Genomic DNA, 20,206 nt, shown 5'->3' with positions numbered 1-20,206 from the left:
ATGAACCTGAAAACCCTCTCGTACGGCGATTATGCTGTATTTTTTATCTACTTTGTTATAGTTTCCAGCTATGGCTGGTGGGTATATAAGCGCAAACATAACGCCGACGCGACCTCAAAAGATTACTTTTTGGCAGAAGGGTCGCTTACCTGGTGGGCAATCGGGGCATCATTAATCGCATCCAATATCTCTGCCGAGCAATTTATCGGTACCAGCGGATCGGCGTTTAAGATGGGTTTAGCCATTTCAACCTACGAGTGGATGGCGGCAATTACATTGATCATTGTGGCAGTATTTTTCATACCGGTGTATCTTAAAAACAAGATCTTCACCATGCCACAGTTTTTGCACCAGCGCTATAATGGCACTGTAGCTATGATCATGGCCATATTTTGGTTGTTATTATACATTGTGGTTAACTTAATGTCTATCCTTTACCTTGGTGCGTTAGCTATCAGTGGTATATCAGGATTAGATATCCATCTGTGTATCTGGTTGTTGGCTGCATTCTCTGTTGTTATCACTCTGGGTGGGATGAAGGTAATCGGTTATACCGATGTTATACAGGTTGCGGTGCTTATTTTGGGTGGTTTAATGGCTACTTACCTTGCATTAACGCTTTTAAGCGAAAAAGAAGGTACTACCGGCTTGTTGAACGGCTTTAAAATATTGCATACCGAGGCTACCGATCATTTCCATATGATATTCAAGAAAGATAATCCAAACTATATGGATCTTCCTGGTTTATCGGTACTGATAGGTGGTATGTGGATCACCAACCTTAACTATTGGGGATGTAACCAGTACATTACCCAAAGGGCTTTGGGTGCAAACCTTAAAACCGCACGTGGTGGTATCCTGTTCGCGGCTTTCCTTAAGCTGCTGATGCCGGTTATTGTGGTATTGCCGGGTATTGCTGCTTACCTGCTGTACCAAAAAGGCATGTTCCACCAGGAAATGATGAGTTCATCGGGTGTTATGGATCCTAATAAGGCTTATCCATCACTGCTTAACTTGTTGCCAACGGGGTTAAAGGGTCTTTCATTTGCCGCTTTAACAGCTGCAATTGTAGCATCGCTGGCAGGTAAGGCAAATAGTATAGCTACCATCTTCACACTGGATATTTACAAAAAAGCCATTAACCCTAACGCTACCGATAAAAAACTGGTAAGTTTAGGTAAATGGTCTGTTGTGGTTGCAATGGTATTGGGTATCATTTTATCCGAGCTTATTGGCAAGGCATTAATGGGCGAGGGTAAACAAGGGTTTCAGTATATACAGGAATATACAGGCTTCGTGTCTCCAGGTATATTTGCCATGTTTATTCTTGGTTTTTTCTGGAAAAAGGCTACTTCAAATGCGGCCTTGTTTGCAACCGTTGGCGGTTTCATCATGTCGTGTTTCTTTAAACTGTTACCTCGCTTTGCCGATCTGAGCTTCCTGTCGCCATATGGTTTTTCGAAACTGGCTTTACAGGATGATAAGGTTACCAAACTTTACGAGATCCCTTTCCTTGATCGTATGGGCTTTGTATTTATCATTTGCGTTGTTGGTATGTACATCATATCAAAAATTGACCAGGCAAGAGGTATTACCACCAACGGACTGGAAATTGATGCATCTATGTTTAAAACATCAAGAGGATTTTTAGCCGGTGCATTGATAGTTACAGGTATAGTTGTGGCGCTTTATTCAGTTTTCTGGTAGTAAAATAATTCTGTATAAATATTAAAAGAGCGGCGGGTTGAATACCTGCCGCTCTTTTTTTATGGATATAAATGGTATAAATATTAATGAAAAAAAACGTTTTAAGTTTATCTATAAACCTATTTCAGAACAAGACAATGTTTGTTTACTAATGTGTAAACCTATTTCAGGACAAGAAAAGTGTCAGTTTTTTGAAAATGTTAAAACGCTGATAATCAATACAAATGGTGTTCCGCAGCTATAAATCTCAAAAATACTAAAATATTGATTATCAGCGATGAAGGCGTTCCGGCCGTTCCAGTGTTCGGGGGCGTTCCGGTGGAACACCTGCTGTTGTATATTGCCTGGCAATCCATTCCAGCTACTACATTGGCCTTTCACGCAAACGTTATCGTAGATTGTTTCAAATAACGTTTCCAACTTGAAATAATGATGTGTAATTTGCCGGTCAAACTACAATACCATTAACCTATAGTGAATAATTTAGAAGAAACATTCAGATGGTTTGGCCCTGCCGATCCGGTTACATTAACAGCTATTGCTCAATCTGGTGCTACAGGGGTAGTTACCGCGCTTTACCACATTCCGGTAGGTGAAATTTGGGGGCTCGATGAAATAATCCAACGTAAAACAATAATTGAAGAGGCCGGATTAAGCTGGTCTGTTGTGGAAAGCGTTAATATTCATGAAAGTATTAAAACCGCATCTGCCGACAGGGACAAGTATATTGAAAACTACGTCAGCACCCTTCAGAATTTAGCAAGTGCGGGGATTACAACCGTATGCTACAACTTTATGCCCGTTTTGGATTGGACACGTACCGATCTTGACTACCTGTTACCCAACAAGGGAACCGCGTTAAGATACGATGCCAAAGCGCTGGCCGCATTTGATCTGTACATATTGGAACGCAATGGCGCCCGGGATGATTATAGCAGCGCGCAGCAGCAAATAGCCAAACAGTATCTTGAAAGTATTACTACTGAGGAAAGAACGCAACTCATCAATAACCTGATGGCCGGCTTGCCGGGAACTGATAAAACATTGTCTATCAGTGAATTCAAAGAGCATTTAAAACGTTATGCCGATGTTGATGCCACAGGATTAAAGGAAAACCTGGCTTACTTTTTACGGGGGATTATCCCTGCGGCAGAAAAAGCAGGCGTGAAAATGTGTATCCACCCGGACGATCCACCTTTCCCGATATTAGGTTTACCAAGGGTAGTCTCTACCRAACAGGACCTGGCAGATGTGGTGAACTTTTGCCCGTCGCCAAGTAATGGCTTAACTTTTTGCAGTGGCTCCCTGGGAGCACGGGAAGATAATGACCTGCCCGGTATTGTAGAAAGGTTAGGGGAGCATATCCATTTTCTGCACCTGCGCAATGTACAGCGTGAGGCCGACGGCAGCTTTTATGAGGCTGAGCATTTGGGTGGCAGCACAGATATGTATGCAGTGATGAAGAACATTGTACTGGAGCAGCAAAAGCGGGAAAAGGACGGCCGGGATGATATTGCCATACCGATGCGCCCCGATCATGGGCATAAACTGCTGGATGATTTTAATTATAAAACCTATCATGGATATTCTGCAATTGGCCGTTTAAAGGGGCTTGCCGAATTACGGGGTTTAGAAATGGGTGTTAAACGGTCTTTACTTGATAGGGCATAAATTTATACAATGAAGAGTTTTTTAGATCAGGACTTTTTGCTAAATACAAAAACAGCACAGCGCTTATACCATGAATACGCTGCCGATTTACCAATTATAGATTACCACAGCCATTTACCGCCCGATCAGATAGCCGCCGATATCAATTTTGAGAATATCACAAAGGTTTGGCTTAACGGCGATCATTATAAATGGCGGGCCATGCGTGCAAATGGTGTTAATGAGGATTACATTACCGGTAATAAAACCGACCAGGAGAAATTTGAACAGTGGGCAGCTACTGTTCCGTATACCTTACGCAACCCGCTTTACCATTGGACACACCTGGAGTTACAACGTTATTTTGATATAAAGGAACTGCTGTCAACGGAAACAGCTGTTGACGTATACAGTGAATGCAACAAAAAACTGCAATCAGCTGATTACAGCGTTCGCAACATTATCAAAAGTAAAAATGTGGAGGTAATATGTACTACGGATGATCCTTCGGATGATTTGTTGTATCATCAACAGATCAAAGCCAGTGGCTATGAAGTGCAGGTATTACCAACTTTTAGGCCCGATAAAGCCATGAATGCTGATGACCTGATTGGACTAAATAGCTACATTGATAAGCTGCAAACCATCACAAACATTACCATTGATAGTATAGAAACGTACTTAACGGCCCTTAAAAGCCGCCATGACTATTTTGCCAAAAATGGCTGCCGCTTATCCGACCATGGGCTGGAACAGGTTTATGCTGAAGACTACACCGACACAGAAATTGCGGCAATATATTTAAAGATAAGAAGCGGGCAGGTATTAAAGGCCGATGAGATCCTGAAATTCAAGTCGGCCATGTTACATCAGTTTGCTCTTTGGAATCATGAAAAGGGTTGGGTAATGCAGTTGCACCTGGGCGCATTGCGCAATAATAACGCACGTGGTTTAAGTGAACTTGGGCCCGATACAGGCTGGGATTCAATCGGCGATTTTTCGCAGGGGAGGGCGCTGTCTAAGTTCCTTAATCGCCTAGATACTACCAATCAACTCACCAAAACCATATTATATAATCTAAACCCTGCAGATAACGAGCTAATGGCCTCTATGACGGGCAACTTTAACGATGGCTCTGTTGCCGGGAAGGTGCAGTTTGGCTCGGCATGGTGGTTCCTGGATCAGAAGGATGGGATGACCAAACAACTGAACGCCTTATCCAACATCGGCCTTATCAGCCGGATGGTTGGTATGCTTACAGATTCGCGCAGTTTCCTGTCTTTCCCGCGGCACGAGTATTTCCGCAGGTTGGTTTGCAACTTGTTTGGGGATGATATTGAAAGTGGCGAGCTGCCAAATGATATCAAATGGACAGGCAAGGTCATCCAGGATATCTGTTACTACAACGCTAAGAACTACTTTAAATTCGATTTGTCAAAATGAGCCAGCCGCTTGAAATAAGATCTCCGAAAGGCAAAATACTTTCATTTGGTGAGCTGTTACTAAGGATCTGCCCCGATGCCGGCGGTGAATGGCTTGATGATAACCAACTGCCGTTTTTTGTTGGCGGCGCCGAGTTGAATGTGGCTACCGCTTTAGCTTTATGGGATCTGCCATCGGCATATTTTTCGGCTTTGCCGGATAATGCCATGTCGTCACAGATCATCGGTTATTTGCAGGAAAAGAAGGTCGATACTTCATCAGTATACATGCATGGCGATAGGATAGGTCTTTATTACTTAACCCGTGGCAAGGATATCAAGAATAATGCATTGATATATGATAGGGCCGGTTCTGCATTTGCGTCATTAAAACCAGGGCAGGTTAATTGGGACGAAGCTTTGGATGGTGTAAGCTGGTTTCATTTTAGCGCGATATGCCCTGCTATAAGCCAGGACGTGGCGGATGTATGTCTTGAAGTACTGGAAGCCGCATCAGCTAAAAATATTACCATATCAGTTGATTTGAATTACCGCTCAAGACTGTGGAAATACGGTAAAAATCCAATAGATATTATGCCCCGGCTTGTAAAATATGCCGATTTGATAATGGGCAATATCTGGGCTGCCGAAATGATGCTTGGCATACCAATCGCACCGGATATTCATGAATCGGGACAAAAAAGTATTTACCTGAAAGAGGCCCTGCAAACATCAGAAAGCATCATGGCACAATATCCTAAATGCACTGCTGTTGCCAATACCTTCCGCTTTGATGCGGGCGAGGGAATTAATTATTATACTGCCTTATATACAGCCGGCAAGCTATACAATTCAAACCAGTACGACACCAATAAGGTAGTAGATAAAGTAGGCAGCGGCGACTGTTTTATGGCAGGATTGATCTATGGGTTTTATACTAATCTTGATCCGAAACAAACCCTGGAGTTTGCAACCGCTGCCGCATACACCAAACTATTTATTGAGGGCGATGCCACCAATAAAACAGTTGAAGAAATTACTAAAGCCATTAAATCATGAGCAAAAAAGAAATAGTGCTTGACGCTATACTAACCCAGGGCACATTACCACTGTTTTTTTATGAAGATGCGGATGTGAGCCTTGAGATAACACGCACCCTTTATAAAGCAGGCATACGCGTATTTGAGTATACCAACCGGGGTGCTGCCGCACTGGCAAATTTTAAAGTTTTAAAGAAAGCCCAGCAAGATGAAATGCCCGATTTGTATTTGGGTATAGGCACCATTAAAACGGGCGCCGAAGCAGCGGCTTTTATTAGTGCCGGGGCTGATTTTATAGTATCGCCAATTATTAATCCCGAGGTGGAGAAAATAGCCAGCCAGCATAAATTGTTATGGATTCCGGGCTGTATGACGCCTACCGAGATCCATAGTGCGCAACAGCATGGAGCCGCGCTGATAAAGATCTTCCCGGCAAATATTTTAGGGCCGGAGTTTGTATCGTCTATCAGGGATCTTTTTTCCGGCCAGCTGTTTATACCAACAGGTGGGGTTGATCTGGATATCAATAACATCAGCACCTGGTTTAGAGCAGGGGTTTGCGCGGTGGGCATGGGCAGCAAACTCATTAGTAAAAGTGTACTCGAAAACCGTTTGTACGATCAATTATATAACGATACTATAAAGTTGCTGGAGATAGTACAAACCTGCAAATAACCAATTTAAACCAATTATAATGAGAGAAACCAAAGTTGGAAACTACAGGTGGGTGATATGTGCCCTCGTTTTTTTTGCAACGACCGTCAATTACCTTGATAGGGCTGTAATCAGCCTGCTAAAATCAAACCTTACGGTTGAATTTAAATGGGACGATGGTGATTATGCCAATATTGAAATAGCTTTTAAAATCGCATATTCCTTAGGGCTGTTGGCAGCCGGAGGGATTATCGACAAAATAGGAACAAAGCTTGGATATTTTATGTCGACATTTTTTTGGAGTGTTGCCGCCGTATGCCATGCATTTGTTGGCAGTACTTTTGGTTTTGGCGTTGTACGTTCGGCATTAGGAATAAGTGAGGCGGGTAATTTTCCTGCAGCTATTAAAACAGTAGCCGAATGGTTTCCAAAAAAAGAACGGGCGTTTGCAACAGGGATCTTTAATTCCGGTTCAAACATTGGCGCTATTGTAGCCCCGCTAACGGTTCCGTTTATAGCAGCTGCCTGGGGCTGGCGCTGGGCATTTATTATAACCGGTTCAATTGGTTTTATATGGCTTTTGCTTTGGTACTTGTATTATGAAACTCCTGCCAAACATAAATATATATCTAAAGCAGAACTTGATTATATCAATAGCGATCAACAGGATGCTACCCCAAATGAACAGTTAATTGAAACCAAAAAAATATCGTGGGGCAAACTGTTGACCTTTAAGCAAACCTGGGCATTTGTGATCGGTAAATTTTTGACTGATCCTATCTGGTGGTTTTACCTGTTTTGGCTTCCCGATTTTTTAGAAAGCCAATATGGCTTAAAGGGTACGGCTATAGCAATCCCGGTAGCTTTGGTTTATACTATGTCGACATTAGGAAGTATTGGCGGAGGATGGATACCAATGCAGTTGATCAAAAAGAACTGGCCTGTCTTTAAAGCCCGGAAAACTTCTATGTTAGTTTACGCGCTTTTTGTCATCCCTATTATTTTCGCGCAGCTTTTAGGCGGAATTAATATGTGGCTTGCTGTAATTGTAATTGGCATAGCAGCTTCGGCACACCAGGCATGGAGCGCAAATATATTTACTACGGTGTCTGATATGTTTCCAAAAAGGTCTGTTGGTTCGGTTACGGGTATAGGAGGCATGTTTGGATCAATAGGCGGCGTATTTTTATCCCTTGTTGTACAAAAAAACCTGTTTGTACATTATCGGGCTATTCACAAAATAGAAATTGCCTACTATATTATGTTTTTTGTTTGTGGCAGCGCCTACATTTTAGCATGGTTAATTATGCACATGCTTGTTCCTAAAATGAAACCTATAAACCTATAATAGGGGTACGAACAATAAAAAAGTGCCGGGAACATACGTACCGGCACTTTTTTATTGTTCAATTATGTCGTTAGTCAATTTACCTGCTCTGCCAACTCCTCTATCCAACTGGATAAGTAGGGTTCGGTACCTGTTAACCTGATCCATTCACCATCGTTATCTTTAGCTATAATCAGGTGTAATGTACCATCAACAGATTTAAATTCATATGCTTTAGTGAAGTTGCCGTAAGTAATAGGCTGCAAAATGCCATCAATTGTACTGTCGGTGCCGGTTAACGTGGCCTCAATTTGCTGTTCCATAGTTTATAATTTTTATAATAACACCGGATATTGTTTTGTGTTTGTATTACTTGTCGCGATGATTACAATCAGCTAACCTCAAAAAACATTATCTTTACTTCCGTGGAAAACTTACAACCCGATCCTAAAGTACTGGTAGATATTGTACAAACCCCAATGCCTTACGGTAAATATAAAGGCACTATTATAGCCGATATTCCTATAAGTTACCTGGAATGGATGGCCGGCAAGGGTTTTACTAAAGATAAACTCGGTATGATGCTGTCAACCGTTTTCGAGATAAAAACAAATGGCCTGAGTGATATACTGCTTATGGTCAAAAAATCACTCCGGAATGGGGGAGGGATCAGCCCTAAACTTAAATAACCAAGATTACCTTATTGTGACCATCCGGCTGTAAGGTTTGCTGCGTATATACGTCTAAACTGTAAAAAAATATCATAATCATGAACAAGTTGATCTTATATATCGCGGGTGTATTTTTATTTGTTGGCTGTGCAAATGGTCAGCCAAAACAAGGTGGTGATGCCCTAGCTACATTACCTAAACCCAAAACCGGGGAGGCTCTTGCTACTTTTGGCGGCGGCTGTTTCTGGAGCATGGCCGAGGCTATGTCTGAGCTGAAAGGGGTTAACAAAGTGATATCCGGATATGCGGGGGGTAATACTAAAAATCCCACTTATGAAGAAGTTAGTACCCGTACCACCAACCATGCCGAAACTGTACAGGTGTATTATGATCCCAAAGTGATCAGTTATGCTAAACTGGCTGAGGCTTTTTTCTTTGCACATGATCCTACTACATTAAACCGCCAGGGGCCGGATGAGGGTACCGATTACCGTTCCGTAGCTTTTTATCGTACCCCCGAGGAGAAGAACATCTTACTGGCTACTATTAAAAAAGTGAACGAATCAAAGCATTATATCAACCCGGTAGTTACACAGGTTGTACCTTTCACTGTATTTTATGCTGCCGAAAATTATCACCAGGGCTATTATAAAACCCATTTGAATCAGCTGTATATCGAGTCGGTTTCTACACCTAAAGTGATGAAATTCAGGAAAGCGATGGCTGCAGATTTGAAGTCGGAGTTTGCGAAATAATCTTAGCTTTTAATCTTTTTTAAACGGAGTGTTGCGGAAGCTACACCACGGTCGCAGACTTGTAACAACGGCTTTAGTTCTTTTGTTGAGGTTTTCTCTATTAACGAAATATCCTGTAAGAAATAGCTTTTTGCTTTTGTAAGCTCACTTTTACTAGCCTTTTCATTGTTCATGAGGTTAACAGCAGCATTATAATAAACAATAATTAATTGATCGGCGTTGGTTGGGTTAAATTTATAAGCCCTCAACGCCGATTTTATTTCATTATCTGCCGCCGGCAATTTATAGGATGCTTTTATACTATCTGCATAATTGATGTAGTTTCCGCGCTTTTCGTTATCAATTTCATTATAATCTTTAGCCGTAAATCCTGCCATAGTCAATGGTTTTTCCTGAAATTGAAAAACCGGATCGGCAGGCAGATGCGTTTTTAGGAAATCATCGGGCGACGCCAGGAAGTATGCTGGATGGAGGCTCTTTTTAAATTTATAATCATCTCCTTTTATTGACAAACTGCCGCTTCCCCACAGCAGGTCTATCATTTTCCATTTGCCGTTTATGTATACTGCGTGCCAAACGTGATTGTTTTGTGTAAACGAGCCGCCAGGTTCAAACCCATAATACTTTACATACCCTTCAATATCAAAGCCCGAAATTTTGAGGTAGCTACAGGCTATGTTAACAAAACCGTTGTACTCATAACACAATGCCTTGCCCGATTTTAAAGTTTCCTGAGTACTTAATGGCTGAAGCGGGCCGGATTGCCGGAAACGGTGGGTATCAAAATCAATATGTGCGTATACCCAGTAATAAACCAGCTTCAGTTTTTGCTCTGCGGTATTACCCGGTTGGATTATAGCCGGCAATAGCTTTTCAAAACTGGTAGTGGTGATGTCTATATTTTTAACATACTCAAGATCAGCAGAATCTGTATTGGCCGTTTGCGCGAACGCAGGTTTAAAAAACGCACTCACAAAAATAAATAACACGCAAAGGTTTAGCTTCATTGAAAATCGGACGTTGATCAAATATATTACAATTTATTAAACCATCCCTTTTTCCAAAAAACAACAACCTGTATAATTGCTATCAAAAACATAAAGATAATAGCATATATATAACCGTGATGCCAGTAAAGTTCGGGCATGTTATCAGGCAGCAAATGTCCTTTATCATCCTGGCGGGAAAAGTTCATTCCATAAATACCGGCAATAAAGGTGAGCGGAATAAATATAACCGAGATGATAGTTAGTACCTTCATAATCTCGTTCATGCGGTTGCTCACCATTGATAAATACAAGTCGATAATACTGGAGGTTACCTCTTTGTAGTTTTCAATCAAATCCATTGCCTGGATGCAATGGTCATACGCATCGCGCAAAAAAAGCTTTACTTCCGGCGTTATCAGTGCACTTTCTGAGCGGATCATATCATTGATCTTATCCCGCTCGGGCCAGCTTGCACGGCGGATGATAATAAGCGTGCGTTTTATCTGCTGCGAATTAAACATGATGCTTTTATCCGCATCGTTATATACTTTATCTTCTATGCTATCCAGTTTGTCGCCTATCTGGGCAAGTAAAATAAAGTAGGTGTCAATTATAGTATCGGTTAAGGCATAACACATATAGCTTGGCCCCGCAGTACGTATGGCGCCTTTACCGGCTTTTAAACGGGCCTTTACGGCTTCAAAATACTCTTTATGGTCTTCTTCAAAGCTAATAATAAGGTTATCTTTTATAATGGCCGAAAACTGGTGATTTATCAGTTCGTCCTCACTGTTAAAATGCACAATGCGGCTGGTGCTAAATACATAATCTTCATACTCATCAAACTTAGGGCGCTGGTGGATATTGGCAATATCCTCCAGTACTAAAGGGTTTATATTAAGATGAACGCCTATCTGCTCTATCAGTTTTGCATCGCCAAGGCCATTTACTTTTATCCAGTGGGTATGGTTATCGCACTTTTTAAGCTGCGATAGTATCACCTTAATATCTTTGCCTTCGGATGTTATCAGTTCATCTTTGTTATAGCTAAACATGGCTATATGCGGCTTAAGAGCGCCATCCGGTACGCGAATCATACCCGGGCTGTCGCCAACGTTTCCTGCATTGCGGCGCGCGTTATATTTAACCCTTTTTATAATATTGTTCATTTATAAATAATTTATGGCTTGCGGGCCCTGGTTAAAAATTAAATCGACAATACTCAAATTTTGCAGGAAGCCATGCCGATCTTCAAAAACCTGAAAATACGGTTTTTGTTGCAGTTCAATTTCTTTTTTAGGGTGGATAGATGCTCTGAAGTCTGGAACGGACGTATACTCAGCATGGTATTCATCGGTATATTTTATTTCCGTTTTTATTTTGATGAATTTAAGCAGCAGTTGTAAAAGCTGTTCGTTATAATCAAACAAATATGGAATTTGCTTTTTCTTATCGTAAAAAACTGCCAGGTCGTCTTCATAATATTCAAAATAAGCCGACCGGCGATAACAGGCACCCAGGCTTTGCCAATGCAGGCGCTGCCAGTCAAAATCATAACTTATTTTAACATCTTTAATTTTTGTATGAGTTTTTGACCCTTTTACCACCGGCACCACCAGTGTAAGGATACCTTCGGGCGAATAAATATTAGCCCGGTTGCGGTAAGTTTGTTTGGGGAAATGTTCTTCTCTTTCTATCAGTATATCAGGCTTGTACGTATTTAATTGTACAAAATATTCAACCGGTGGAAGATAAAACATAGGTAATACAGCACCTTTTTCAATCATATATTTTATGTTTGCGTTCAAAATTGGTTAAAATAATGATAAAAAAAGGGTTTTTAAGATTGGGGATATTATTTTTATACCTCATATCATTATTACCCTTCTGGTTTTTGTACCTCGTATCTGATGTTTTATTTGTTGTTATCTATTACATAGTACATTACCGCCGACAGGTGGTGCAACAAAATTTGGCTAATGCTTTCCCTGAAAAATCAGTTAAAGAGCGTGAGGATATTGAACGCAAGTATTATCGCTACCTTGCCGATTTGATGGTAGAGACGGTAAAAATGATCACTGTATCTGAAAAGCAGATCCAAAAAAGGGTGGTAGCTACCAATGCCGAATTGGTGCATGAATATTTTGCCAAAGGTAAAAGCATCATTGCAGTGGCGGGTCATTATTGCAACTGGGAAATGGCGGCGCTGAATTTTAATTTTGTAACCGATAAAAGGTTTATGATAGTTTATAAACCGCTGTCGAACGCTACGTTTAATGACTTTTTTATCAAAATCAGATCCCGGTTTGGCGGGCAGCCTGTTGCCATGAAACAAACTATGCGCAAGATGGTAGAGTACCGAAAGGAATTAACCGTAAGTGTACTTGTTGGCGACCAAACTCCCGTTATGCACGAGGTGACTTACTTTACCCGCTTTTTAAACCAACCTACTGCCGTATTTTTGGGCATCGAAAAAATAGCCAAAACAATTGATGCGGCCGTTGTTTTTTACGACATGAAACGCGTTAAACGTGGCTATTATACTTATACGCTGATTCCCTTAACAGAAAATGCGAAGCAGACAGCCGAGCATGAAATTACCAACATACACGTGCAATACCTGGAAAGCATGATCAGGCGGGAACCACAATATTGGCTATGGTCGCACCGGAGGTGGAAGTTTAAGCCGGAGGACAAACATACATGATAAATAAACCCAAAGTTGCCGTAGTTATTTTAAACTGGAACGGCGCTAAATATCTTAAGCAATTTCTTCCATCGGTTTTGGCCTCAACCTGGCCTGCGCTGGAAGTTGTAATGGGCGATAATGCTTCTACTGATGATTCTGTGGCTTTTGTCCGCGATAACTACCCATCCATCAGGATCATAGAAAATGACACGAATTATGGCTTTACAGGCGGTTATAACAGGGTTTTGGCCCAGGTTGATGCCGATTATTACATCCTGCTGAACTCGGATGTGGAAGTAGTACCCGGCTGGATTGAGCCGGTTGTAAGCCTGATGGAAAGTGATGACCTAATTGCTGCTGCTGCGCCTAAAATACTGGCTTACGCTAAAAAAGATACATTTGAGCACGCAGGTGCTGCCGGAGGCTTTATTGACGCTTATGGCTATCCGTTTTGCCGCGGACGACTGTTTAATGAAGTAGAAAAAGATCATGGGCAATATGAGCAGTCGGGCGAAATATTTTGGGCATCGGGCGCTTCCTTATTTATCAAAAAGAAATACTGGGACCTTGCCGGTGGATTTGACGAATCTTTTTTCGCACACATGGAAGAAATAGACCTATGCTGGCGCTTAAAAAACATGAGTTACAAGGTAATGTATTGTGCACAATCAACGGTATATCACGTCGGTGGGGGCACATTGAACGCAGAAAACCCTTTTAAAACCTATCTCAACTTCAGGAACAATTTGTTGTTGATTAAAAATAACCTGTCTTTCTGGAGAGCGTTTTGGCTCATCAGTATCCGCATATGGCTGGATCTGCTGGCTTTACTGCGGTTTTTAACCGAAGGCAAGCGCAAAGATGCCTGGGCGATAAGCAGGGCACACCAAAGCTTTTTTGCAGGGTTATTTAAGTCAAAAGCTAAAAGTCAAAAGTCAAAAGTTATTTTACCCGATTCGTCACGCACTATTCACTTAAAAGGAACCTTCAAAGGCAGTATTGTATGGCAGTTTTTTGTTAAAAAGAAAACCAGGTTTACTGATCTTCCGCAGGCCGACCTGGTTTAGTATCAGTGGCATTCGGCTCTTCAGTTTTTTTATCTGCTTTAGCTTTGCTTTTCGCTTTTACCGGAATGTTCAACGCAGGCATTCCCTGGGGAAATTTAACATGCATATCCTGTTGAGGAAAAGGAATCTCGATCCCTTCTTTATTGAAAGTATCGTAAATGTCAGTCAATACACGGCTTTTAAGTCCAAGCCATGTATTTATATCATCGGCCCAGAAAAACAACCTGAAATCAACAGAGCTTTCGCTCAAACTATGTAAAAATACGGAGGGAGCAGGTTCGGCCATGATGTCTTCGTGGTTGTTCAATAAATCCGTAAGCAAACCCTTTACCTTTTCAATATTTGAGCCATAAGCTACACCTACAATCAGTTCAACACGGCGGTTGTTATTGCTTAGGGTCCAGTTAATTACATGGTGTGATATCAGGTCGCCATTAGGGATAATTACCTCTGCGCCGTCGCCGGTAGCAATTTTGCTGGCGCGGATACCGATATCCATAATGGTACCCGAGCGGTTATCTACCTCAATAATATCGCCAACCTGGATAGGCTTTTCAAAGGCCAGTATCAGTCCCGAAACAAGGTTATTTACAATATTCTGCAAACCAAAACCGATGCCAATACCAAAGGCGCTTACAATAATGGTGATCTTATCTAATGGAACACCCGAAGCTGCAACTGCCAGGAAAAAACCAACCGCAATAACCCCTATACGGATGAGCAGGGTAGAGGTGCGGTTTTTCTTTTTCAGCACATCCATATCGTTATGGTGTTTGGCAGATATATCGTAAAAATAGCTGATGATTTTTGAAGTAAGGGTTGATAGCCATATCACCACGCAAAATATGATGACACTTTGAAAGGTAAACTGCGTATTGGTGCCACCAATGCTGCGGTTTGCTGTAAGGAAAGCAGCAAGGCGGTCAAAAACGGCGTCTTCAATACTTAAGTTTTGGGTAAGCATAACCAGCCAAAGCGCACTTGCTAATACTGTGAGTACGCTTTTGAACCTGTTTTTAAGCAGCTTAAAATCAATAAATGAACTAATGCTATTGTTGTTTTTACTGGCTTCCAATTGTAAAAACAAGGCTTCCATTAGTATCTGTACCACAAAATACATGCTTAATACAAGCCACAGGTTATGTATGGCGGTTACACCAATTATTTTAGCCAGGCTAAAGCGGCCAAATACATTACAGATAAATGAACATGCCTGCAGCAATACAAAAAGCTTAAGTACCAGGCCTGTATATGGTAAAAAATCACCTGGCGCTTTGCGTACAATATTTACAAACCTGATACTAATATATGCCGATGCTATACCCAGGATAAGCACCGCCACTCTATCGGCATTGGCAACCTGTACAAATAAATTACTGAGACAGTAAAGTATAGTTAGCACATAAAGCTGCATTAAATAATTAAAAAATGGTTTAGGGCAGGCTTTATTCACCAGGTATAATATTCCGCTGATAAGTACCAGGAAAAATACCTCTAACACTACCACCGGTGGATGATCATAAAAATTAGGTAATAAGGTAAATGTTATAATTACCGAAGAAACAATGGGGTAATTAACTACATAATTAGCCTGGCTAAATATATTGTCGGGCGCTTCATTTATCTTTAGAATTTTTTTACGGCTGGTATAAACCCAGAGTACAAAGCCTATTAATAATAAACACCCGGCCAGGTGGATCAATATATCGCGACCAATGAAAAAGTTCAACAATTTGGAGTTCATGGTTGCTGATTTTGAAACCGCATCACCAAAATCAGTCCCCTCATCGGCCTTCATCTCCCATATACTGCTGTATTCTGCAGATAAAGCGCGGATACTGAAATTTCTGATCTTCAGGTCTATCTGATCTTTCAAATCAAGCACACCGATATAAACGGCTGATGCACGATTTTGAAGCAGACCTATTTTTACCATCAACTTTTTGTTAACAGTATCCAGCCTGTGATATTTGCTATCTATAGCTATTTTTTGGATGAGATAGGTAGTAGCCAATGAACTGTCAGACGGCAGAATCTTTAACACACTATCTTTCGATATGGCATTTAGGTCGGTTTGGTTTTGAACCAGTTTGGTATTAATGTCGGCCAGTTGATCCTGCCACAGGTCTAATTGATCGTCACTCCGGGTTAAAACATCGCGGATAGCATACAAATAGCGCAGGGTGCTCGATTTATCGTTGTCTATTAATGATTTAATCAGGCCAATCCGTCTTTCAAAAGAAGGCAGCTTCCGGCTGATTTCTATCGTATCCAATTCTTTAGAAAGATTGGTTTTGATTTGGTTAAAAGACGAAGTATAATACTCCACCTTTTGTAAAAGGTTATTTACCGATGTGTCTGATTTTTTGAGTGACCGCATCAGGGAGTCCCGCGACAGGATGGCAGCGCGGAGGGAATCCCTTACCGATCGCTGTTTTTTCTTTTTTGTTTGCGCAAGCACATCGGCACAAGAAAAAAGCGTGATGAATAATAAGATAAAAGCGGTAACCTTAGATAATTTATGCATCGTAAAAGATAGGCTGAAAGCAATGTGTTAACACATTATACCTGAAAACGTTTTAAAAAAGATAAAAGATGTAAGAAGCTGTTTAAAAATAAAAAAACAGCTCGTAATTGTGAGGTTTACTATGCAGATCGGATTTGCAAAGCTACTCTGTACGGCGGAATTGCTTCGTGCCTACCCATGACAGGTTGTAGAATTCCAGATTTACGTTTTTAAAACTTCGTAAATCTTTAACCGTTTGCTACTTCTCGTTCAAAGTTTTAGAAATTTTATGGCTTACCATAACTTTTCTTACACCATTTTAACCAACAAAATTTTCAATCGCCAACCTATATGAATCCATGCCAAAACCGGCAATAACACCTTTGCAACTTGCAGCTAACATGGAGTGATGCCTAAACTCCTCGCGCTTATAAACGTTAGAGATATGCACTTCGATAACAGGCGTGTTGATGGCGGCTATAGCATCGGCGATAGCAATAGATGTATGGGTATAAGCGCCGGCATTTATTACTATGCCATCGTATTCGAAACCAATTTCGTGCAGCTTGTTTATAATTTCGCCTTCAACATTACTTTGGTAATAATTAATGGTGATGTTTGCGTATCGCGAGCGCAGTTCTTCAAGGTAGCTTTCAAAATTGGTGTTACCGTAGATTGATTTTTCGCGTACACCAAGCAGATTTAAATTGGGGCCGTTAATAATTTGTATCTTCATTGGTTCAAACTTAACTATAAAACATTAAAAGTAAAATCAATTGGATTGGCGTTCGGCAATAAAAGGTTTCCAGGCTTATTTAAAATTAGAGAAATCGCTGGCTGATAACTCTGTTGAAGCTTATAGCAGGGATATAGAAAAATTATATCAATTTGCTGATGCACAGACAATTAAGCTAAAGCCAGAAGCTATTACTTTAAATGATCTGCGCCAGTTTATTAACTGGGTTAATGAGTTGGGGATGATTCCGTCTTCGCAGGCCCGGATACTATCGGGCATTAAGGCTTTTTATAAGTACATGCTCATGGAGGATATTATAAAAAATGATCCGTCGGAATTATTGGAATCGCCCAAAATACAGCGCAAACTGCCAGATACGCTCAGCTACCAGGACATCAATAAAATAATTGCTGCTATTGATCTTTCCAAACCCGAAGGCACGCGTAACAAAGCCATATTAGAAACACTTTATGGCAGTGGCCTGCGGGTATCTGAGCTTACAGAGCTTAAACTATCAAACCTATACCTTGATATTGAATTTATAAAGGTAAACGGTAAGGGCAATAAAGAACGCCTGGTACCTATTGGTGCCGAGGCCATCAAAGCCCTTAAAATATGGATTGAAAATATTCGTGTACATACTCCAATAAAAAAAGGAGAGGAGGACATTGTGTTTTTAAACAGGAGGGGATCAAGGCTAAGCCGCCAGCTTATATTTTTAATGATCAAAGATCTTGCAGAGATTGTGGGGTTAAAAAAAACGATAAGTCCGCACACTTTCCGCCATTCCTTTGCCACTCACCTGGTTGAAGGCGGTGCTGATTTACGTGCCGTACAGGAAATGCTGGGCCATGAAAGTATCACCACTACCGAAATCTATACGCATTTAGACAGGGAGTATCTGAAGAGTACAATCAGCCAGTTTCATCCCCGGTCATGAGTTGGCGGTTAGTTTTTTCTGAACCGGAATTCATCGAATTAAGGAATGATCAGAATTTTAAAATTCTATTAATTCAACGAATTCGATGAATTCCGGTTCAGACAATAGCCGCTTTCACCATCCTGTCCCTGCCGCTCATATCTTTTCTTAATTCTATGTTTACAAAGCCTTTATCCCGCAATAATTCGACTGTTTCCTTACCAAAGTTTTCGTTGATCTCGAAAAACAGGTACCCGCCAGGCATTAAATTAATCAAAGCAAAATCGGCTATAGCTCTGTAAAATAGCAGTGGATCGTTTTCTGGCACAAACAAGGCTGTATGCGGCTCAAAATCAGTTACATTGGTATGCATCTGCTTTTTATCAACAATAGTAACGTAGGGAGGATTGCTCACAATGATATCCGACTTTGGAATGGTGTTATCAGGTAAAAAGGTGAGTATATCAAGGTTTAAGAAATGAACTTCTGTTTCATTAAGTTCTGCATTATCCTCGGCAGTTCTTAACGCGTCCTCAGATATATCTATTGCAAAAACAACAGCACCAGGTAAATTCTTTTTCAAAGTGATAGCGATACACCCGCTACCGGTTCCTATGTCGATAATGCGTCCGGAAAACTTTTTACCTTTCATCTTTTGCCTTTCTCCCAAAATCCACTCCACCAATTCTTCGGTTTCAGGCCGGGGGATCAGCACGGAAGGGTTTACTTTAAAAGGTAAGCCGTAAAACTCAGTAACACCTAAAATATATTGAATGGGTTTACCTGTCAGTAATTCGGCGAGAATCTGTTTTAACTTTTCATATTGTTCTGTGGTTATCTTCCTTTCAGGAAATGCTTTAACAGATGCTTTTGATAAGTGAGTTATCTCACTGATACACAGTAAACTAATCGATTCTGTTTCAGTAAAGGCGTAGATATTGTTCAGCCTTTTGTAATCTTCAAAAACATCCTGGATAGTAATCATACAACAAAGTAACATAAAAGCTACTTTTGCTGCATGGTTCAACATGAAATATTTATGCAGCGCTGCCTGGAACTTGCCGAACTGGGCGTGGGGCTGGTTAGTCCGAACCCGATGGTGGGCGCCGTTGTTGTTCATGATGGTAAAATAATAGGCGAGGGGTATCACCAGAAATATGGCGAAGCCCATGCCGAAGTAAATGCTATTGCACAGGTTACCCGCCGGTTTGATAATTCAACTGAATTGCTAAAGCAATCGGTAATATATGTTTCTTTGGAGCCATGCGCGCATTATGGTAAAACGCCGCCCTGCGCCGATCTGATCATTAAGCACCAGATCCCCTTAGTGGTTGTTGGCACGCGCGATCCTTTTGCGCAGGTTGATGGTAAGGGAATTGAAAAGCTAACAGCTGCCGGTATCGACGTGATCACTGGGGTGTTGGAAGCCGAGTGCCAGTGGCTCAACCGCCGCTTTTTTACCAAGGTGCAAAAACACAGGCCATACATCATCCTGAAATGGGCGCAAACCGCCGATGGCTTTTTTGCCCCGGATGATGGCAGCCAGCTTTGGATAACCGGTACCGAATCGCGTAAGCTGGTACATAAATGGCGCAGCGAGGAAGATGCTATATTGGTGGGAAAGAATACCGTTGCCATTGATAACCCACGATTGAACGTACGCTACTGGGAAGGCCGATCGCCCAAACGGGTGGTTATTGACAGGCGCCTGGAGTTAAATAAAAACTTTAATATATTTGATCAATCTATTGAAACACTGATTTTTAACGAAATTGAATTTAATGTTGACGGCAAAAACAAATATATTGCCCTGGAAGATTTTGAACGCTATGTGCCCCAGTATATTTTGTACCAGTTATACCTGCAGGATATTCAATCGGTTATTATTGAAGGCGGCGCACGTACCCTGCAAACATTCATTGAAGCCGGTTTATGGGACGAGGCCCGTATTTTCACCGGGAAAACTGTTTTAGCAAAAGGCATAAAATCACCGCAAATAACAGGTATAATTGCGGGCGAATCTTTTATTGGAGCCGACCGTCTGCAAGTGTTATACAACAAGCCAATTATATAAA

The 20,206-nt window shown here is 41.3% G+C and carries 20 protein-coding genes; 12 read left to right on the top strand and 8 right to left on the bottom strand.

From position 1 onward, the window contains the following. Window positions 1-6 precede the first annotated feature (6 nt). Window positions 7-1,707, top strand: coding sequence for a sodium/sugar symporter (locus AC1DO4_RS20575; protein WP_477419293.1), 1,701 nt, complete (start codon window positions 7-9; stop codon window positions 1,705-1,707). Between the two features lie 183 nt (window positions 1,708-1,890). Here AC1DO4_RS20575 and AC1DO4_RS20570 read toward each other — a convergent pair whose 3' ends face one another. After that, window positions 1,891-2,127 carry a hypothetical protein gene (locus AC1DO4_RS20570; RefSeq protein WP_477419261.1) on the bottom strand — a complete coding sequence of 79 codons (237 nt, stop codon included), beginning with the start codon at window positions 2,125-2,127 and terminating at the stop codon, window positions 1,891-1,893. Window positions 2,128-2,181: 54 nt separating this feature from the next. On the opposite strand from AC1DO4_RS20570, the gene uxuA reads away from it, so the two are divergent. The 5 genes from uxuA to AC1DO4_RS20545 are packed head-to-tail and all read left to right on the top strand — an operon-like array spanning window position 2,182 to window position 7,820. Next, window positions 2,182-3,378: a mannonate dehydratase gene (gene uxuA / locus AC1DO4_RS20565; protein WP_477419259.1), complete on the top strand. Its 1,197-nt coding sequence runs from the start codon at window positions 2,182-2,184 to the stop codon at window positions 3,376-3,378. A 9-nt stretch (window positions 3,379-3,387) separates the two neighbouring features. Next, the gene (gene uxaC, locus AC1DO4_RS20560; protein WP_477419256.1) at window positions 3,388-4,800 is read left to right on the top strand and encodes a glucuronate isomerase; all 1,413 of its coding nucleotides are present in this window, start codon (window positions 3,388-3,390) and stop codon (window positions 4,798-4,800) included. Next, window positions 4,797-5,837: a PfkB family carbohydrate kinase gene (locus AC1DO4_RS20555; RefSeq protein WP_477419254.1), complete on the top strand. Its 1,041-nt coding sequence runs from the start codon at window positions 4,797-4,799 to the stop codon at window positions 5,835-5,837. Before uxaC ends, AC1DO4_RS20555 begins: the two co-directional genes overlap by 4 nt. Further along, window positions 5,834-6,493 (top strand): beta/alpha barrel domain-containing protein, encoded by a 660-nt coding sequence (locus tag AC1DO4_RS20550; protein WP_477419252.1) that lies wholly within the window; start codon window positions 5,834-5,836, stop codon window positions 6,491-6,493. The genes AC1DO4_RS20555 and AC1DO4_RS20550 overlap by 4 nt, the downstream gene beginning before the upstream one ends. Before the next feature lie 19 nt (window positions 6,494-6,512). Beyond that, window positions 6,513-7,820: an MFS transporter gene (locus AC1DO4_RS20545; protein WP_477419250.1), complete on the top strand. Its 1,308-nt coding sequence runs from the start codon at window positions 6,513-6,515 to the stop codon at window positions 7,818-7,820. 74 nt (window positions 7,821-7,894) lie between these two features. On the opposite strand, the gene AC1DO4_RS20540 is transcribed toward AC1DO4_RS20545, so the two are convergent. Beyond that, window positions 7,895-8,122 carry a hypothetical protein gene (locus tag AC1DO4_RS20540; protein ID WP_477419249.1) on the bottom strand — a complete coding sequence of 76 codons (228 nt, stop codon included), beginning with the start codon at window positions 8,120-8,122 and terminating at the stop codon, window positions 7,895-7,897. A gap of 102 nt (window positions 8,123-8,224) precedes the next feature. Here AC1DO4_RS20540 and AC1DO4_RS20535 point away from each other — a divergent pair, with 102 nt between their 5' ends. Both AC1DO4_RS20535 and msrA read left to right on the top strand, forming a co-directional pair. Continuing rightward, window positions 8,225-8,488 carry a DUF3820 family protein gene (locus AC1DO4_RS20535; protein ID WP_477419247.1) on the top strand — a complete coding sequence of 88 codons (264 nt, stop codon included), beginning with the start codon at window positions 8,225-8,227 and terminating at the stop codon, window positions 8,486-8,488. 80 nt (window positions 8,489-8,568) lie between these two features. After that, the gene (gene msrA, locus AC1DO4_RS20530) at window positions 8,569-9,225 is read left to right on the top strand and encodes a peptide-methionine (S)-S-oxide reductase MsrA (protein ID WP_477419245.1); all 657 of its coding nucleotides are present in this window, start codon (window positions 8,569-8,571) and stop codon (window positions 9,223-9,225) included. A 2-nt stretch (window positions 9,226-9,227) separates the two neighbouring features. Here msrA and AC1DO4_RS20525 read toward each other — a convergent pair whose 3' ends face one another. The 3 genes from AC1DO4_RS20525 to AC1DO4_RS20515 are packed head-to-tail and all read right to left on the bottom strand — an operon-like array spanning window position 9,228 to window position 12,022. Then, complete coding sequence (locus AC1DO4_RS20525) at window positions 9,228-10,232, bottom strand: transglutaminase domain-containing protein (protein WP_477419243.1); 1,005 nt, start codon at window positions 10,230-10,232, stop codon at window positions 9,228-9,230. A 26-nt stretch (window positions 10,233-10,258) separates the two neighbouring features. After that, window positions 10,259-11,383 (bottom strand): magnesium/cobalt transporter CorA, encoded by a 1,125-nt coding sequence (corA, locus tag AC1DO4_RS20520; protein WP_477419241.1) that lies wholly within the window; start codon window positions 11,381-11,383, stop codon window positions 10,259-10,261. Beyond that, window positions 11,384-12,022, bottom strand: coding sequence for a WbqC family protein (locus tag AC1DO4_RS20515; protein WP_477419239.1), 639 nt, complete (start codon window positions 12,020-12,022; stop codon window positions 11,384-11,386). A 14-nt stretch (window positions 12,023-12,036) separates the two neighbouring features. Between AC1DO4_RS20515 and AC1DO4_RS20510 the strand changes: the two genes are divergently transcribed. Further along, window positions 12,037-12,921 carry a lysophospholipid acyltransferase family protein gene (locus tag AC1DO4_RS20510; RefSeq protein WP_477419237.1) on the top strand — a complete coding sequence of 295 codons (885 nt, stop codon included), beginning with the start codon at window positions 12,037-12,039 and terminating at the stop codon, window positions 12,919-12,921. Then, window positions 12,918-13,970, top strand: a complete 1,053-nt coding sequence (locus tag AC1DO4_RS20505) for a glycosyltransferase family 2 protein (RefSeq protein WP_477419235.1) — start codon at window positions 12,918-12,920, stop codon at window positions 13,968-13,970. The genes AC1DO4_RS20510 and AC1DO4_RS20505 overlap by 4 nt, the downstream gene beginning before the upstream one ends. Here AC1DO4_RS20505 and AC1DO4_RS20500 read toward each other — a convergent pair. Both AC1DO4_RS20500 and aroQ read right to left on the bottom strand, forming a co-directional pair. After that, window positions 13,939-16,497 (bottom strand): mechanosensitive ion channel family protein, encoded by a 2,559-nt coding sequence (locus tag AC1DO4_RS20500; protein ID WP_477419232.1) that lies wholly within the window; start codon window positions 16,495-16,497, stop codon window positions 13,939-13,941. The two genes, AC1DO4_RS20505 and AC1DO4_RS20500, sit on opposite strands and share 32 nt — an antisense overlap. A gap of 298 nt (window positions 16,498-16,795) precedes the next feature. Further along, on the bottom strand, window positions 16,796-17,212 hold the full coding sequence (gene aroQ, locus AC1DO4_RS20495; RefSeq protein WP_477419230.1) for a type II 3-dehydroquinate dehydratase: 417 nt from the start codon (window positions 17,210-17,212) through the stop codon (window positions 16,796-16,798). Window positions 17,213-17,252: 40 nt separating this feature from the next. On the opposite strand from aroQ, the gene xerD reads away from it, so the two are divergent. Next, a complete protein-coding gene (gene xerD, locus AC1DO4_RS20490) occupies window positions 17,253-18,152 on the top strand; it encodes a site-specific tyrosine recombinase XerD (RefSeq protein WP_477419228.1) in 900 nt (299 codons plus the stop codon). A 97-nt stretch (window positions 18,153-18,249) separates the two neighbouring features. Here the strand turns inward: xerD and prmC are convergent, their stop codons facing one another. Further along, complete coding sequence (gene prmC / locus AC1DO4_RS20485) at window positions 18,250-19,116, bottom strand: peptide chain release factor N(5)-glutamine methyltransferase (protein WP_477419226.1); 867 nt, start codon at window positions 19,114-19,116, stop codon at window positions 18,250-18,252. 33 nt (window positions 19,117-19,149) lie between these two features. On the opposite strand from prmC, the gene ribD reads away from it, so the two are divergent. Then, on the top strand, window positions 19,150-20,205 hold the full coding sequence (gene ribD / locus AC1DO4_RS20480) for a bifunctional diaminohydroxyphosphoribosylaminopyrimidine deaminase/5-amino-6-(5-phosphoribosylamino)uracil reductase RibD (protein WP_477419224.1): 1,056 nt from the start codon (window positions 19,150-19,152) through the stop codon (window positions 20,203-20,205). Window position 20,206: the final 1 nt, after the last annotated feature.

This window comes from Mucilaginibacter sp. P5_A6 (assembly GCF_056400585.1).
This window is presented reverse-complemented; position numbering and strand designations above follow the sequence as displayed.

Excerpts from the sequence above, each read along its gene's own strand:
- prmC (WP_477419226.1), bottom strand. The coding sequence starts at position 19,116 with ATGATTACTATCCAGGATGTTTTTGAAGATTACAAAAGGCTGAACAAT.
- AC1DO4_RS20540 (WP_477419249.1), bottom strand. The coding sequence starts at position 8,122 with ATGGAACAGCAAATTGAGGCCACGTTAACCGGCACCGACAGTACAATT.
- corA (WP_477419241.1), bottom strand. The coding sequence starts at position 11,383 with ATGAACAATATTATAAAAAGGGTTAAATATAACGCGCGCCGCAATGCA.
- AC1DO4_RS20505 (WP_477419235.1), top strand. The coding sequence starts at position 12,918 with ATGATAAATAAACCCAAAGTTGCCGTAGTTATTTTAAACTGGAACGGC.
- AC1DO4_RS20545 (WP_477419250.1), top strand. The coding sequence starts at position 6,513 with ATGAGAGAAACCAAAGTTGGAAACTACAGGTGGGTGATATGTGCCCTC.
- ribD (WP_477419224.1), top strand. The coding sequence starts at position 19,150 with ATGGTTCAACATGAAATATTTATGCAGCGCTGCCTGGAACTTGCCGAA.
- AC1DO4_RS20525 (WP_477419243.1), bottom strand. The coding sequence starts at position 10,232 with ATGAAGCTAAACCTTTGCGTGTTATTTATTTTTGTGAGTGCGTTTTTT.
- AC1DO4_RS20555 (WP_477419254.1), top strand. The coding sequence starts at position 4,797 with ATGAGCCAGCCGCTTGAAATAAGATCTCCGAAAGGCAAAATACTTTCA.
- uxaC (WP_477419256.1), top strand. The coding sequence starts at position 3,388 with ATGAAGAGTTTTTTAGATCAGGACTTTTTGCTAAATACAAAAACAGCA.
- aroQ (WP_477419230.1), bottom strand. The coding sequence starts at position 17,212 with ATGAAGATACAAATTATTAACGGCCCCAATTTAAATCTGCTTGGTGTA.
- AC1DO4_RS20550 (WP_477419252.1), top strand. The coding sequence starts at position 5,834 with ATGAGCAAAAAAGAAATAGTGCTTGACGCTATACTAACCCAGGGCACA.
- AC1DO4_RS20500 (WP_477419232.1), bottom strand. The coding sequence starts at position 16,497 with ATGCATAAATTATCTAAGGTTACCGCTTTTATCTTATTATTCATCACG.
- AC1DO4_RS20510 (WP_477419237.1), top strand. The coding sequence starts at position 12,037 with ATGATAAAAAAAGGGTTTTTAAGATTGGGGATATTATTTTTATACCTC.
- msrA (WP_477419245.1), top strand. The coding sequence starts at position 8,569 with ATGAACAAGTTGATCTTATATATCGCGGGTGTATTTTTATTTGTTGGC.